Source organism: Frigoribacterium sp. PhB118, assembly GCF_003751725.1.
Taxonomy (GTDB): domain Bacteria; phylum Actinomycetota; class Actinomycetes; order Actinomycetales; family Microbacteriaceae; genus Frigoribacterium.
The window spans coordinates 304,862-319,970 of sequence record NZ_RKID01000003.1 but is presented as its reverse complement, the minus strand read 5'-3'; the positions used below and the strand labels follow the sequence as shown (position 1 = coordinate 319,970).

12 protein-coding genes are annotated in these 15,109 nt (G+C 72.8%); 8 read left to right on the top strand and 4 right to left on the bottom strand.

The window, feature by feature from the left end:
* The first annotated feature begins 17 nt into the window (after positions 1–17).
* From EDF21_RS11015 to EDF21_RS11000, 4 genes are all read left to right on the top strand, one after another.
* Positions 18–908 carry a hypothetical protein gene (locus tag EDF21_RS11015; RefSeq protein ID WP_123571355.1) on the top strand — a complete coding sequence of 297 codons (891 nt, stop codon included), beginning with the start codon at positions 18–20 and terminating at the stop codon, positions 906–908.
* Between the two features lie 538 nt (positions 909–1,446).
* A complete protein-coding gene (locus EDF21_RS11010) occupies positions 1,447–3,522 on the top strand; it encodes a glycosyltransferase (RefSeq protein ID WP_233568462.1) in 2,076 nt (691 codons plus the stop codon).
* Positions 3,519–4,250 (top strand): efflux RND transporter periplasmic adaptor subunit, encoded by a 732-nt coding sequence (locus EDF21_RS11005; RefSeq protein WP_123571354.1) that lies wholly within the window; start codon positions 3,519–3,521, stop codon positions 4,248–4,250. Before EDF21_RS11010 ends, EDF21_RS11005 begins: the two co-directional genes overlap by 4 nt.
* A 179-nt stretch (positions 4,251–4,429) precedes the next feature.
* On the top strand, positions 4,430–6,451 hold the full coding sequence (locus EDF21_RS11000; protein WP_123571353.1) for a glycosyl hydrolase: 2,022 nt from the start codon (positions 4,430–4,432) through the stop codon (positions 6,449–6,451).
* A 64-nt stretch (positions 6,452–6,515) separates the two neighbouring features.
* On the opposite strand, the gene EDF21_RS10995 is transcribed toward EDF21_RS11000, so the two are convergent.
* Positions 6,516–8,174: a PQQ-binding-like beta-propeller repeat protein gene (locus EDF21_RS10995; protein ID WP_123571352.1), complete on the bottom strand. Its 1,659-nt coding sequence runs from the start codon at positions 8,172–8,174 to the stop codon at positions 6,516–6,518.
* Positions 8,175–8,404: 230 nt separating this feature from the next.
* Between EDF21_RS10995 and EDF21_RS16745 the strand changes: the two genes are divergently transcribed.
* Together EDF21_RS16745 and EDF21_RS10990 are read left to right on the top strand one after the other, a co-directional pair.
* Complete coding sequence (locus tag EDF21_RS16745) at positions 8,405–8,560, top strand: hypothetical protein (RefSeq protein WP_156155614.1); 156 nt, start codon at positions 8,405–8,407, stop codon at positions 8,558–8,560.
* Positions 8,561–8,612: 52 nt separating this feature from the next.
* Positions 8,613–9,149 (top strand): GNAT family N-acetyltransferase, encoded by a 537-nt coding sequence (locus EDF21_RS10990; protein WP_148053692.1) that lies wholly within the window; start codon positions 8,613–8,615, stop codon positions 9,147–9,149.
* Between the two features lie 30 nt (positions 9,150–9,179).
* Here the strand turns inward: EDF21_RS10990 and EDF21_RS10985 are convergent, their stop codons facing one another.
* Positions 9,180–10,985, bottom strand: coding sequence for a PQQ-binding-like beta-propeller repeat protein (locus EDF21_RS10985; protein WP_148053691.1), 1,806 nt, complete (start codon positions 10,983–10,985; stop codon positions 9,180–9,182).
* Positions 10,986–11,095: 110 nt separating this feature from the next.
* Between EDF21_RS10985 and EDF21_RS10980 the strand changes: the two genes are divergently transcribed.
* Complete coding sequence (locus EDF21_RS10980) at positions 11,096–12,643, top strand: APC family permease (RefSeq protein WP_056043796.1); 1,548 nt, start codon at positions 11,096–11,098, stop codon at positions 12,641–12,643.
* Between the two features lie 228 nt (positions 12,644–12,871).
* On the opposite strand, the gene EDF21_RS10975 is transcribed toward EDF21_RS10980, so the two are convergent.
* Positions 12,872–13,564, bottom strand: a complete 693-nt coding sequence (locus EDF21_RS10975) for a peroxiredoxin-like family protein (protein WP_123571349.1) — start codon at positions 13,562–13,564, stop codon at positions 12,872–12,874.
* 174 nt (positions 13,565–13,738) lie between these two features.
* On the opposite strand from EDF21_RS10975, the gene EDF21_RS10970 reads away from it, so the two are divergent.
* The gene (locus tag EDF21_RS10970) at positions 13,739–14,203 is read left to right on the top strand and encodes an MSMEG_6728 family protein (protein WP_123571491.1); all 465 of its coding nucleotides are present in this window, start codon (positions 13,739–13,741) and stop codon (positions 14,201–14,203) included.
* Positions 14,204–14,305: 102 nt separating this feature from the next.
* Here the strand turns inward: EDF21_RS10970 and EDF21_RS10965 are convergent, their stop codons facing one another.
* Positions 14,306–15,022, bottom strand: coding sequence for a peroxiredoxin-like family protein (locus EDF21_RS10965; protein WP_123571348.1), 717 nt, complete (start codon positions 15,020–15,022; stop codon positions 14,306–14,308).
* Positions 15,023–15,109: the final 87 nt, after the last annotated feature.

Here is a 15,109-nt window from a genome sequence, read left to right as displayed (position 1 = left end):
GCTGCGAGGATGGTCCCGTGACCTCCTCCAGCGCACCCCGCCTCGGCCTGCTCCTCGACGTCGACGGCCCAATCGCCAGCCCCGTGACCCGCAGCATCGCGCTGCCCGCGATCACGCGCGACCTCGTGGCGCTCGCCGCCCTCGGCGTGCCGATCGTCTTCAACACGGGGCGCTCGGACGCGTTCATCCGTGAGGAGGTCGTCGGTCCGCTGCTCGCCGCCGGCCTGCCCGAGGGGGCGCGGGTGCACGGCGTCTGCGAGAAGGGTGCCGTCTGGTTCACGATCGGCCCCGAGCACGGTGTCGACGGCATCGGCCCGATCGAGGTCGACTCGTCGCTCGCCATGCCCGCCGACTTCGGCGCCGAGATGCAGGCGTTGGTGGCGGACGAGTTCGCCGACCTGGTGTTCTACGACACGACCAAGCACGCGATGGTCTCGATCGAGCAGCTCACGAGCGTCGAGTCGTCGACCTACCTGGGCCGGCAACGCGACCTCGACGAGAAGGCGATGCAGGCGCTGGTCCGCCGGGGCTTCGGCGTGCGCCGACTCGACGACGTGCGGCCCGACGCCTCCGGGGCCGTGCAGTGGCGCGTCGACCCGACGATCATCTCGACCGACATCGAGTCGGTGCGGCTCGGCAAGGACCTCGGGGCCGAGCGGGCGCTCGAGCTGCTGGCGGCCGACGGCGAGCCCCCGCTCGCCTGGCGCACGGTCGGCGACTCGCGCAGCGACTACGCCATGGCCGACTGGCTGCACGCGCAGGGTCACGCGGTCGCGCACGTCGACGTCCGCCCGGCCGACGGCGTGCCGGCGACGCCGTACCCGGTGCTGACGAGCTCGACGGGCGCGATCCACGACGAGGCCGGGGCCGAGTTCCTGGCCGGCTGGCTGGCCGACCTCACCGTCTGACGCCCGGCCGCAACGCGTCCGGGCCCGCGACGGGCACGTCCCGCGACGGGCCCGGCCCGCGACACGCCCGGGCGTGGCCGTCCTCGAGGACGCCACCCGCGCCTCCTCGGCCCGCTCGCCGGGGTCGGTGCCACCCGCCCCGCGGCGTGCCCCCCGGACGGGTGAGACGGGTGAGCCTCGGGCCGGGACGGGTGTCACCTCCCCGCTGTCCATGCGGCCTGTGACCCCTTCGAGGGGGCGTACCCCCCGAACGGGTGTCGCGAATCGGCGGGAACGACCCTGTACTGTTTCGACACGTCCCCGGAACGGTCCCCCGAAAGGCCCACACCGGAGGCGAACCCGTCGATCGAGTGGCCCGAACCGCTCGCAGTCGACGGACCCGAAACGGGAGCCCCTGGCTCCCACCCGACCGCCGCCCACCCCGGCGCGTCACCTCGAGTCGCCGCCGTCGCCGACGCCCCTCCGGACGTCCGACGGCGGTCACCCACCGCCGCCGGCGTCCGGTCGTCTCTCAGACCCGAACCCGGAGAGAACACGCATGTCCCGAACCATGCGCGTCCGCGACAGCGACGCCGAAAACCGACCCGACACCGGTGCACCCGACACCGGCCCCGCCCTCGACGTGGCTCCTCGCTCTCGCAGCGAACTGAGGCGCCTGGCACACCACGACGAGGAGCGGGGATCGCGGGCACGCCCCACGACGCGCATCACGAGCGACCACCACGCGTCGGTCGTCTCGCGCACCGAGGGGCGTGCCCACTCACCCTTCATGGTGCTGCTCGTGCTCGCCTGCACCATGGGCATCCTGCTCTACGGGCAGTTCCTGCTGAACCCCGCCAACCGCGGTGACCTGCTGCCCTACGTCGCGGTGATCATCGCCGAGGCCGTCCTGGTGCTGCAGGCCCTCCTGGCCATGTGGACGATCCTCTCGGGCGGTCAGAACCCCCGGGACTTCGACTTCCACTCGACGCAGGACACGCTCTACGACGAGGACGCGATCGACCGGCTCGGCGTCCGCGACCAGCCGCACCTGTGGCCGATCGTCGTCGACGGGAAGACCGTCGTCGTCGACGTCTTCGTCACGGTCTACGGCGAAGAACTGTCGAAGATCGCGATGACGGTCCAGGCCGCCGTCGCGATGCAGGGCGCGCACCGCACCTGGGTGCTGGACGACGGTCGGAGCGACGAGGTCAAGGACCTCACCGCGAGGCTCGGCGCCCGGTACATCCGCCGGCTGACCAGCCACGGCGCCAAGGCGGGCAACGTCAACTACGCCCTGTCGGTGGCCAAGGGCGACTACTTCGCCATCTTCGACGCGGACTTCGTGCCCAAGCCGATGTTCCTGCACGAGACCGTGCCGTTCTTCATCGACGAGAAGGTCGCCTTCGTCCAGACCCCGCAGTCGTACGGCAACCTCGTGAGCATCGTCAGCCGCGGCGCCGGCTACATGCAGGCCGTCTTCTACCGGTACATCCAGCCCGGCCGCAACCGGTTCAACGCCGCGTTCTGCGTCGGCACCAACGTCATCTTCCGCCGTGCGGCGATCGACGAGGTCGGCGGCATCGACACCGACTCGAAGTCCGAGGACGTCTGGACGAGCCTGTTCCTGCACGAGGCCGGGTGGCGCTCGATCTACATCCCGATGACGCTCGCGATCGGCGACGCCCCCGAGACCATCGAGGCGTACAGCAAGCAGCAGCTGCGCTGGGCGACCGGCGGGTTCGAGATCCTCTTCCGGCACAACCCGCTGAGCCCCCGCCGCACCCTGACGATGGACCAGCGCTTCCAGTACACGCTGACGGCGACCCACTACCTGACGGGCATCGCCCCGCTGCTGCTGATCATGGTGCCGCCGATGGAGATCTTCTTCGACCTGCGCCCGATGAACCTGCACATCTCGGTGCTGCAGTGGCTGCTCTTCTACTCGGGCTTCTACCTGCTGCAGATCGCGCTCGCCTTCTTCACGCTCGGGTCGTTCCGCTGGGAGGTGCTGATGCTCGCGTCGGTGTCGTTCCCGATCTACGTCAAGGCGTTGTGGAACGTGCTGAGCGGCAAGGACACGGCCTGGCACGTGACCGGCGGAGGCAAGGCGTCGAGTCCGTTCAACGTGCTCGTGCCCCAGGTGCTGTTCTGGCTCTTCCTGTCGCTCACCTCGCTCGTCGCGATCTGGCGGGACTGGGACAACCGGGTGCTCACGCTCGCCACGGTCTGGAACCTGATCAACACCGCCGTGCTCTCGGCCTTCCTGCTCGCGGCCCTGCGTGAGGCCGGAGCCATCAAGCGTGCCGCCCGCTCGGGGTCGAGCGCTCGCACGACCGTCGCCGGTCCGATCACGACCGGGCCCGTGGCCACTCAGACCCTCCGCACCCAGGTCGCCCGGCCCCTGCCCCGGAGCCACGACGAGTTCCTCGAGCTGTCGTCCGAGCAGCGACTCGAGCAGCGCCGGCGCGACGACGAGCGGCGTCACCTGCTCGAGGCCCGACTGGCCGTGGCCGACGATCAGCACGCCCACGAGGCGCAGCACGGCGACGAGGCATCGCACACACCGCACGCGGGACCGGTGTCCGGACCCGACCGACACGACACGAACGACCGAGAGAAGGTGGTCTCATGACCTGGGGCAACAGGATCAAGATGACCGTCGGCATCCTGGTGGTGCTCGCCCTCGTGGCCGTCTTCACCGTCATCTTCACGCAGCGGCAGGCCCAGGTCATCAGCACCAGTGCCGCCATCGCGAGCCAGGACTTCTCCGTCGGCACCGACTACAGCGGCACGGTCACCTCGACCGACGCCGAGGTCGGCGACCGGGTGAAGAAGGGCGACGTGCTCTTCTCGCTGCAGAGCCCCTCGCTGCAGAAGGACCTCGCGGACGACGTCGTCGTCCCCGACACGGACGCCTACACGGTGGACGACGACGGCACCATCACCTTCATGGCCACCGTCGACGGCACGCTGTCGCAGCTCGACGTCCGCGAGGGCGGGTTCCTCGGTTCGGGCACGTCCGTCGCGACCATCGAGAAGGCCGGCACGCTCTTCGTGGACGCCGACTTCACGCTCACGCCCCGCGACTACGAGCGCATCCAGGACGGCGCGACCGTCGACGTGATGCTGCCCAACCAGCAGGTCGTCGAGGGCAGCGTCGACCTGGTCAGCGTGCAGACCAAGGACGGCGCGGCCGCGGCCACCGTCCGCGTGGTCAGCGACCAGCTGAGCGAAGGGGCCTACAACGGCCTCGTCGCGAGCGGCACGCCGGTCGAGGCGACCATGCACCTCCGCGACGACGGCATCCTCGCCGGGCCCGTGAACACCATGCAGGACTTCCTGCGCCAGATCGGGGTCTGACGATCCCCGGCGCACGGAGAAAGACGACGGGTCGGTCCGGCCGACGGGATCGTTCGGGATCACCGATCGGTTCCGGGCCGGCTCGTCACCCCCGGGAGGCGCGGGTCGAGATCCGACCCGCCCCGCGCCTCCCGACCCTCCGCCGGGTCCTCGCCGGCGTCGCCCTCGGCACGGCCGGCGTGCTCGTGCTGGCCGGCTGCACCGGCGGCTCGGACACGGACGCCGACACCACGGGCCGCCCCGACGCCGGAGGCGACGTGTTCCCCGCCTCGCAGGTCGACCCCCTGGTCGCCGCCCTGCCCCAGGAGTCGGTCGGCACCGTCCCGACCATGCGCCTCGCCGACGGCCTCGTCCCGCCCACCAACACCTGGTTCTCGGGGCTGGTCTTCGGTGACGAGCCGACGCCCGTGTTCCCGTTCCCGATCTCGTTCCAGCTGACGCAGGCCGGCTTCGCCGCGGGACTCCCGGTGCCGGTGGCCTCCGAGAAGGCGATCGTCTCGCCCGCCCTGCCCGACGTCACCCTCGACGTCCAGGCCTCGGCGACCGAGATCAGCGCCTACGACGACGTCTCGGTGACGGTCGCGCACCTCGACGGCGACGCGGTGCTCGGTCACACGACCGTCGCCGAGGGCTCGCCGGTCGTCTCGTACACCGCCGCGACCGCGCAGACCGACACCCTCGGGACTGCCGTCACGACCGTCGGCGACGGGCGCGGCACGTTCACCGTCGGCAGCACGACGTGGGGCGTCGCCGTGACGGACGGCAGCCTCGACGGCACGGCGGTCCGGCTCGACGAGGGCGGCTCGGTCGTCCTCGTGCCGCTGCCCGACGGGGCCACCGACGAGCAGGTGCGGACGGTGCTCGACGCGGCCGCCTCGCCGCTGACGTCGGTGACCACCGCGCACCGCGCCTCCGGGTCCGGCTCGTCGGCGGTGTCGACCACCGAGCTCGGCTACGAGACGGCGGCCGGGGGAGACACCCTGCTCGTCCCGGCCCCGCACATGGGCGACGCGGCGACGGGTGGCGGCACCGGGCTGGGCTACGACACGATCTACGGCACCGTCCCGTTGTCGATCGGCTCGACGCTGGCGTTCGACGCACCGGTCACCACGGCCTCGACCGGGCTCGACCTCTCGGGGCTGAGCGACGACCAGAGGGCGCAGCTCGAGGACCAGGTGCAGGTCGACGTCGCCCGCACGGCGGAGACGCCGGTCGACACCTACTACGGCGGCAAGGCGCTCTACCGGTCGGCGATGCTCCTGCAGCTCGCCCGGCAGCTCGGGGACGACGCGTCGGCCGAGACCCTCCGCACGTCGGTCGTCGACCGACTCGACCGGTGGACCGACCCCTCGGGCTGCGAGACGCGCGAGCAGGAGTGCTTCGTCTACGACCCCGCGGTGAAGGGCGTCGTCGGCAAGGCGGCGTCGTTCGGCTCGGACGAGTTCAACGACCACTACTTCCACTACGGCTACTTCCTCTACGCCGCCGGCGTCGTCGCGGCCGACGACCCCGAACTGGCCGAGCGCTGGCGTCCGGTCATGGACCTGCTCGCCGCCGACATCGCCTCGGGCGCCGACAACGGGTCGTTCCCCGACCGGCGCGCCTTCGACCCCTACTGGTCGCACAGCTGGGCCTCGGGCTACTCGCCGTTCGCCGACGGGAACAACCAGGAGTCGTCGTCCGAGGCGGTCAACGCGTACGCGGGCCTGTCGCTCTGGGCCGCGGCCACGGGTGACGACGCGCTCGGCGACGAGGCGTCGTGGATGCTCAGCGGCGAGGCCTCGTCGGCGCTGGCCTACTGGCTCGCCCCCGACCTGACCGGCCCGACGTCCGCCGGCTACGGACACGCGATCGTGTCGCTGACCTGGGGTGGCAAGCGCGACTACGGCACCTGGTTCTCGGCCGAGCCGTCGGCGATCGCCGGCATCCAGTTGATCCCGCTGAGCCCGACCTCGGTGTCGTACCTGACGTCGTCGGCGGGCGGAGGCGCCCGGCAGATCGCGCGCGTGGTCGACGAGGCGAGCGCCTCGGGCTTCGATCGGCCGCTCGGCGACTACGTGCTGATGTACTCGGCCCTCGAGGGGCCCGACCAGGCCGCGGCGGCCCTGACGGCACTCGCCGACCTGCCCGAGACGGGCATCGACGACGGCAACTCGCGGGCCTACGCGATGGCCTACGTGATGACCGCCGGGGCGCGGTAGGGCCGAGCGCAGGAGGCGCGGGTCGGCCAGGGCTGGCCCGGCTCAGCCGACGAGGCGCACCGGTTCAGCCGACGAGGCGCACCGGCTCGACCAGGCGCACCGGGTCGACGAGGCGTTGCACGCTGCCGTCGGGGTGGTTCGCGACGAGCGTGCCGCCCCAGAAGCCGAGCTGGTCGCGCTCGGTGTCGAGCTGCCAGAGGCGGCGGCCGTCGGACAGGTCGAAGGCCGTGACGGTCGAGGTGCGACCGCTCGAGGCGGTCGTGGCGTAGCCGGTCGTGCGGCCGACGAGCGCGATCTGGGACTCGCCCGGCACCACCGCCCGGGCCACCTCGTGGCCCGACGCAGCGTCGAGCAGGCGGACGGTGCGCTGGGCCGCCTCGTCCGACGTGAGGTCGCCGGACACCGCCGCCGCGCCTCCTGGTTCGAAGGTCTGGGCGAAGACGAGCGACCCCCGGTCGCCGGCCGGGTCGGTGGTCACCCGCGCGAGCCCGTGGCGGCGGTCGCGGGGCGGGGTCGTCCAGAGCTCGGCGCCCGTGCGGCGGTCGACGCAGACGACCCCCGGCGTGGTCGAGAAGACGAGGCAGTCGCCGGTCGCCTGCACCCCGCGGTCCTGGCGGAAGCCGTGCCGCCAGAGTTCGCGCCCGTCGAGCGAGAGCGCCACCACCGTGCCGTCCGTGTCGTCGGTCGAGGTGGGGATCGCCGGGTCGAGGCCCACCACGACGAGGTCGCCGTCGACGACGAGGGTCGTGGCGGTCGGCAGGTCGGGCCCCCAGTCGTGCGTCTCGCCGGTCCGTCCGTCGACCGCGGTGATGGTCCCGCCGTCGAGGACGAGCAGACCGTCGGGGGTCAGGGCCTCGTCCTGGCTGCCGGTGGTCTCGCCCGTCCACACGGGGGTGTCCAGGTCTTCGGCCGCGTAGAGCGAGAACTCGCCCGTGCCGGGCTCCGCGTCGTAGTAGACGCGGGAGTCCTGGTACGAGAACTGCGGGTCGCTCGAGACGAGGGCCCAGGAGGCGGTGGCGTCGGTCAGGCGCGCACGCCCGTTCGGCGAGGTGGTCACGTCGGTCAGTTCGCCGGTCCCGAGGTCGAGGCGGGCGTACGACGAGGCGAACCCGTCCCCGCCGAAGCCCAGCGTCGAGACGAGGGCGGTGTCGGTGGCGCCGTCGGCGGGCCAGACCTGGACGAAGCCGCTGCCGGCGTCGAGCTCGGTGCCGAGGTCGACCCACCAGCGGACGGTGCCGTCGACGGGGTCGACCCGTGCGAGCCTGCTGACGGCCTGCGCGGTGCTGCCGAAGCCGCCGTCGAAGCGGCAGTCGGCGCCGACGTCCGTGGCGGCGCTCGTGCCCCTGCCGTCGTCGCCCGCGGCACCGCCGGCGCTGACGAGGACGTCGCCGTCGAGCCGGTCGGGGCCCACCGCGGGCTCCGCCTGCCAGAGGAGGCACCGACCCTGGTCCGCCGGCACGCCGACGTCGGCGGGCGTCAGCGTCCACGACCCGGGGACGGGCTCGTGCCGCAGGTCGTCGCCGACGACGCCGTCGAGCGCGGCGGCCGACGAGTACCGCGGTGCCTCGACCAGGCCGGCGGTGGTCACGAGCGCCGCGGCGGCGACCACCGCGGCGGCCACGAGGGCGAGACGGCGAGGACGGGAGGCGCGGTGCCAGACGGCGGCCCCGCGGCGGCGGGCGCGCGCGAACGGCTGGTCGCTCGGTCGGGCGTCGTCCGTCACCCGGCCATGGTACGAGGCGGGCACGCGGGCGGGCCGTGAGCGGTCCCGAGGTCGCGACCCGCGCCTCCTCGGCTCCCGGGGTCGGCCGTTAGGCTGGTGCGGGCCGTCCGGTCCCGCCCGCCGGTGCACGAGCGGCGCCGCCCGTTCGCCCTCTCGTCGCCCGTCCCCGAAGGAGCCGCGCCATCGAAGCCGTCGTCATCTCGATCCTCGCCCTGGCGATCGTCGTGCTCGTGGTCATCCAGGTGATCTACCGTCGCCGCGTGCTGCAGCGCCGGGAGGCCTCCGGTCAGCGGGTCGTCGGTCGCGGCACCTACGTCGTGTTCGGCGTCATGGCGGCGTTCTTCCTCTTCGCGGTGTTCGTGTTCCCGCTGCTGGTGCGGGGGTAGTCCGTGTCGAACCGGGTCGTGTGGCACCGCACCGCGTCTCGTGCATCCCACCGTGTCTAGTCACGGTGCCGTGCACGAACTGCGGTGTGCTGTGCCGGCCGACGTCGAGGCGTGCCTGGCCGTCTGGGTCGCGGCGTGCGCCGCACGCGACGGGCAGGCGTTCGACGGGGTCGCCGAGCGGGCCCGGCCGAAGTTCGGCGCGGGCGTCGTCTGGCTGGTCGTGGACGCGCCCGTCGCGGACGGTCCCGACGTGGACGGGCCCGACGTGGACGGGCTTCGTGGCGTCGACGGTTTCGTGCTCGCGACGCGGCCCGGCAGCGGTTTGCCGGGCGACCCCGAGGACGCCCCCGTCGTCGGCCTGCTGGCTACCAGGCCCGGCGCCCAGGCGCGCGGGCTGGGGCGTGCCCTCTTGAGGGAGGCGACCCGCCAGCTCGGCGCGCTCGGCCACCACCGCGTCGCCTTGCACGCGCTCCTCGACAACGTCGCCGCGGTCGGGCTCTACGAGAGCGAGGGGTGGGTGGCCGCGGGCGACCCGTTCGAGCACTCGCTGCTGAAGCGGCCCACGCAGCGGTTCGACCGGCTGCTCTGAGCCGAGCTCGTCGGCGCCGCAGCCGTGACGTCAGCGGTCGGCCACCGCCGTCGGATCGGCCAGGCGTCGGACGACGCCGTCCTGGGTCACGACGACCAGGTGCTGCCCCCAGAACTCGTACGTCAGCACGTCGTCACGCGACGTCCGCCAGAGCTCGCGGCCGCTCGACCGGTCGAGGGCGACGATCGCCAGACGCCCGTCGACCCCGAAGGTCTGTTGGTAGACGGTCGTGCGGGCCTGGGCGAGGGGTGCCGAGTACCCCGGCAGGGTCGCCTCGAAGACCACGCGCCCGTCGTGGGCGTCGAACGTCGTGACGGTCGAGGTCTCGTCGCCGAAGTCGCTGGACGGTGAGACGGTGACCTGCACGTCGTCGAAGGCGGAGCTCGGCGAGGGGTTCCACCCCGACTGCACCGTCTGTCCGCGGGCGACCGGGACCGTGGTCGACCACACGGTCTCGCCGGTCGAGGGCGACAGGCAGGTGACCGCGCTCCGACCCACGGGTCCGTCCGCGTCGGCGGTGCCGCCCGCGTCGGTGTCGCCCGCGTCGTCGGAGCCCCTCGGCCCGGCGACCACCGGGTCGCCGCTCACGACGGGGGCCGTGACCGTGACGCACCGGTCCGACACGATCAACGAGGCGTCGCCCGACAGGTCGGCGGACCAGTCCACGGTGCCCGGCCGGTCCTGCGAGAAGGCGACGAGCTGCTGCCCGGAGGGGGTGGCGAGCGTCACGACGACGTGGTCGCCGGCCGCCTCGGGCCAGCCGTAGGTGTCGTCGTCGATCGGCAGGCGGTGCACGTCACCGGTGGCGGCGTCGATCACCCGTGATCCGTCGCCGGCCGTCGTCAGCACGTAGAACTCGTCGTCGACGAGCCTCACGGTGGCCTGCGACGGTTCGTCGGCTCGCCACGACACGGTGTCGGGGGCGTCGAGGGCACGGAGCTCGTACCCCGTCACGTCGCCCTCCTCGGTGGTCGGACCCGAGCCGTCGGGCCCGAACCTCGTCCGGGGCTGGTGCGAGACGAGGACGGTCGTCGACGAGACCTCCTCGATGCGCGTCACCTGGTCGGGATCGGACGACTCGACCGCCGACGACCAGTCGGTGACCTCGCCCGTCCGCAGGTCCAGCCGGGCCAGGGTCGAACCCGCGTCGACCTCGACGACCAGGGTGGCGGTGCGTCCGTCGGCGTCCGGCGTCACCCGGACCGACCGCACCGCCCGCCCCAGGGCCGTGGCCACGTTCGCGCTCCACACCACGTCACCGGTGTCGCCGTCGACCCGGGCCAGGCGCCCTCCGGCACCCCCGCAACGGTCGGACTGCTCGGCCGACTGGGCGGTGACGAGCGCGTCGTCGCCGACCATCCCGGCGAACGCGTAGTAGGCGCACCCCGAGGGCATGCCGGGCGTGGCCGCACCGGCCAGGTCGGTCCGCCAGACGGTCGCCGTGGGCTCGGACCGCAGGTCGTCGACGAGCATCGCGGGGCGCACCGGCTCGTCGTACCGCGGCTGCATCGCGAGGCCCGCGCCGGCGACGAGCGCGGTCACCACGGCGACGGCGCCGACCGTCAGCCCGAGGCGGCGAGCCCGGGAGGCGCGGCTCCACCCCCGGCGCAGCGCCCGACCCGTCCGGCGTCCGACCGCCTGCAGCGGGGGTCGCCCCGCGCGCCGTCCTGCTCCGGTGGCCTCCACCCCGTCGTACCCGTCGCGAGCATCGACGTCGGCTGCGTGCTCGTCGGGGTGACCGGTCGCGGAGGCGGGCGTCGCCGGGGAGCCGGCCCGCGCCTCCCGGGCTGCCGCCGGGCGCTCGGGACGCGTCGGCTGCCACGGTCGTCCGTCCACGATGCCCCCCTCGCCCGCCATGCTACGAGACGCGGCCGGTCCGCCGGTATGCTGGCGCGTCGTCCCCCGAGACGGGGCGACCCCATCGCCCGCACCACCCAGGAGGCAGCATGAGCACCGTCCCCAAGGCCCGGGGTCTCAGCACCCTGTGGCGCACGAAGTCGGTCGAGTCGTCGCTCGCCGACTCGACGGGACCCGAGAACGGGCTGAAGCGCTCGCTCGGCGTCACCGACCTGACCCTCATGGGCATCGCCGTCGCGGTCGGGGCCGGCATCTTCTCGGTGGGCGCCAACGCCGCCGCGAACTTCGCGGGCCCGGGCGTGACGCTGTCGTTCATCCTCGCGGCCGTCACCTGCGGCCTGGCGATCATGTGCTACGCCGAGTTCGCCTCGACCATCCCCGTCGCGGGCAGCGCGTACACCTTCACCTACGCCACCCTCGGCGAGTTCCTGGCCTGGATCATCGGGTGGGACCTCATCCTCGAGACCCTCACCGGGGCGGCCGTGCTGGCCAAGTACTGGGGCATCTACCTCAGCACCGTGTTCTCCGGCTTCGGTCTCGACGTGCCCGACACCCTGTCGATCGGGCCGCTCGAGCTGAGCTGGGCGCCGTTCGTCATCGTCGCGTTCTTCACCGTGCTGCTCGTCCTGGGCACGCAGCTCAGCTCGCGCGTGGGCAGCGTCTTCACCGTGATCAAGGTCGCGATCGTGCTGTTCGTCATCGTCGTCGGCTTCTTCTTCGTCAAGTCGTCGAACTACACGCCCTTCGTCCCGGCGTCGCAGCCCCGCCCGGCCGGCGAGGGAGACGTCTGGACGCAGTCCCTCTTCTCGTTCGTCTCGGGTGCCGAGCCCGCGCAGTACGGCGTCTTCGGCCTGCTCGCCGGCGCCTCGCTCGTCTTCTTCGCCTTCATCGGGTTCGACGTCGTCGCGACCAGCGCCGAAGAGGTCAAGAACCCGCAGAAGACCATGCCCCGCGGCATCTTCCTGGGCCTGGCCATCGTCACCGTGCTCTACGTCATGGTGTCCATCGTGCTCACCGGCATGGTGTCGTACCGCGACCTCGCCGCCGTCGAGGCCCCGACCCTGGCCACGGCCTTCGACCTGGTCGGCGTCGGCTGGGCCGCCCAGGTCATCGCCATCGGAGCCCTCATCGGCCTGACGACGGTCATCATGGTGCTGCTGCTCGGCCTCGCCCGCATCGTCTTCTCGATGGCACGCGACGGCCTGCTGCCCCGCTGGCTCGCGAAGACCTCGGCCGTCCGCAAGACGCCCGTGCGCGTCCAGGTCATCGCCGGTGTGCTCGTCGCCCTGATCGCCGGGTTCACCGACGTCGGCGTCCTGGAGGAGATGATCAACATCGGCACGCTGTCGGCCTTCGTGCTGGTCAGCATCGGCGTCATCGTGCTGCGGCGCACCCGGCCCGACCTCCCGCGGGCGTTCCGGGTGCCGCTGTCGCCCGTGCTGCCGATCCTGTCGGCGGTGCTCTGCGTCTGGCTGATGTTCAACCTGACCACGCTCACCTGGGCACGGTTCGCCGTCTGGCTCGTGATCGGCGTCGTCGTGTACTTCGCCTACGGGCGTCGGCACTCGCGGGTCGGTCTCGGCGAGGACGCCGCCGCCCCGGCACCCGCCGTCGACGCTGGTGGCCGTCCGAACTGAGCGGCACCGCCGACCGACGGAGGACCCCGTCCCGGACGATGCATCCCGATCCTTCGGGGGCCGTCGTCGGGGACGGGGTCCTTGCGCTGTGCCTTGGGGACTGGCCGGCGGGGCGTGACCGGCGGGGCCGGGCCGGGCGCGCCTCCTCGGCCTCAGGAGGCGCGGTGCGGCGCAAGAGGCGCGGTGCCGGTCAGGAGGCGCGGTGCGACGCAGGAGGCGCGGTGCCGGTCAGGAGGCCGGGGGCGTGTCGAGCGCGTCGACGGCGGCGACGACCTCGTCGACCTCGGTGCGGGTCGTGTAGTCGACGTGGACGTCGGCGAAGACGACCTTGCCGTCGCGGTCGACGACGAGGACGGTCGGGAACGGAACGTCGGCGGTCGCGTCGGCGTTGCTGTCGGCGACGTCGAATCCGAGGTCGGAGTGCACCGCACGGGCGGCCGCGACCGGCTCGGTCTGGATGCCCAGGGCCCGGACGAACACGTTGCCCGGGTCGGACAGCACCGGGAACTCGAGGCCGCCGTTCGCGACGGACCGTTCGCTGCCCTCGGGCGTCTGGGGGCTGATCGCGACCAGGGCGACGCCGCGCTCCCGCAGTTCGGGCAGCAGGTCGGCCTGGTAGGTCTTGAGCGTCAGGTTGCAGTAGGGGCACCAGGCGCCGCGGTAGAAGACCAGGACGGCCGGGCCCTCACCGACGGTCTCCGACAGCGAGACCTCGTCGCCGGCGGTCGTGACGAGCGTCGCGTCCACGATCGTGTCGCCCACCCGGACGGCGGCCGCGGGGACCCCCGAGTCGCGCAGTCCCGACTGCTCGTCGTCGAAGACCCTCGTGGCGTCCGCGCCGATCTCGGCGTTGAAGCCCTCGTTGAACTCGGTCACCTTGTCGGCGATGCGGGTGGGGATGGGGGAGTCGGCGTTCGACATGGGGTCCTCTCGACCGTGACGGGGTGCACCAGGTTCGGGCCGGTCACCTCGATCGAGGGTAGGCGGATGCGCGCCCGGGGGACCGCATGGCGAGGGGTGGTGTTCGCAATCGTCCGGGCCGGGCACGTCCTCGACGGCCGCCCGTCGTCCCGCACGGGCGTGTTGGCTGGTGCGGTGCAGACGTTCCTCCCCTACGCCGACTTCCGTGCCAGCGCCGAGGTGCTCGACGACAAGCGGCTCGGCAAGCAGCGGGTCGAGACGCTCCAGGTCATGCGGGCGCTCGTCGTGCCCGGCTACGGCTGGCAGAGCCATCCGGTCACCGCGATGTGGCGGGGGTACCGGCCGGCGCTGATGGCCTACCAGGTCGAGACCTGCGCGGCGTGGGTCGCTCGGGGCTTCGCCGACACCTGCCTGGACAAGACGCTGGCCACCCTCGACGAGGTCCCCGCCGACGCGGCGGCGTTCCGCGCGGACGAGTTCGAGCTGCCTCCGTGGTTCGGTCGGGAGGACGTCCACCGCTCACACCGGTCGAAGCTGCTGGCGAAGGCACCCGAGGCCTACGCCGCGGCGTTCGGCGACGAACCCGTCGACCTGGACTACGTCTGGCCCGTGCCGACCTCGGGCGACGCGTCGCGGTGACCGGGCGGGGTGACGCGTCGCGGTGACCGGACGGGGTGACCGGGCGGGGTGACCCGCGGGGTCAGGCCGCGCGGGGTGACCGGGCGGGGTGACCGGGCGGGGTCAGGCGGCGCGCGCCTCCAGCAGGTCGAGGGCGGCGACGATCTCGTCGACCTCGGTCCGCGTCGTGTAGTCGGTGTAGACGTCGGCGAAGACGACGACCCCGTCGTGGTCGATGACGAGCACGGTGGGGAAGGGGATGTCGCCCGTCGCGTCGGCGTTGCTGTCGGCGACGTCGAACCCGAGCTGGGTGTGGACGGTGCGGGCGTCGGCGCTCGGTTCGGTGCGGATGCCGAGCGCGCCGCTCAGCACGTTGCCCGGGTCGGACAGTACGGGGAACTCCAGGCTGCCGTTCGTCACCGACGCCTCGGAGCCCTCGGGGGTCTGCGGGCTGATCGCGACGAGCGCGACGCCGCGCTCCCGCAGGCGCGGCAGCAGTTCGGTCTGGTAGGTCTTCAGCGTCAGGTTGCAGTACGGGCACCAGGCACCACGGTAGAAGACGAGCACGGCGGGCCCCTCGCCGACGGTCTCGGCGAGCGAGACCTCGGTGCCCTGGGGCGTCAACAGCGTCGCCTCGACGACGGTGTCGCCGGGTCGCACGGCGTCGTCGGGCACGCCGGCCTCGCGCAGGGTGCTCTGCTCGTCGTCGAAGACCTTCGAGAAGTCGGGGCCGATCTGCGCGGTGAACCCCTCGTTGAACTCGGTCACCTGCTCGGCGATGGTGGTGGGGGCGGGGGTGCTGGCGGTGCTGCGGGTGTCGGTGGGGTTGCTGTTCGACATGGTCGTCCTCTCGCGCTGACGGGCTCGCCGGGTACGGCCGTCGGGTGTCGCTGATCGTAGGCACGTCACCTCGGACCGACGCCGATC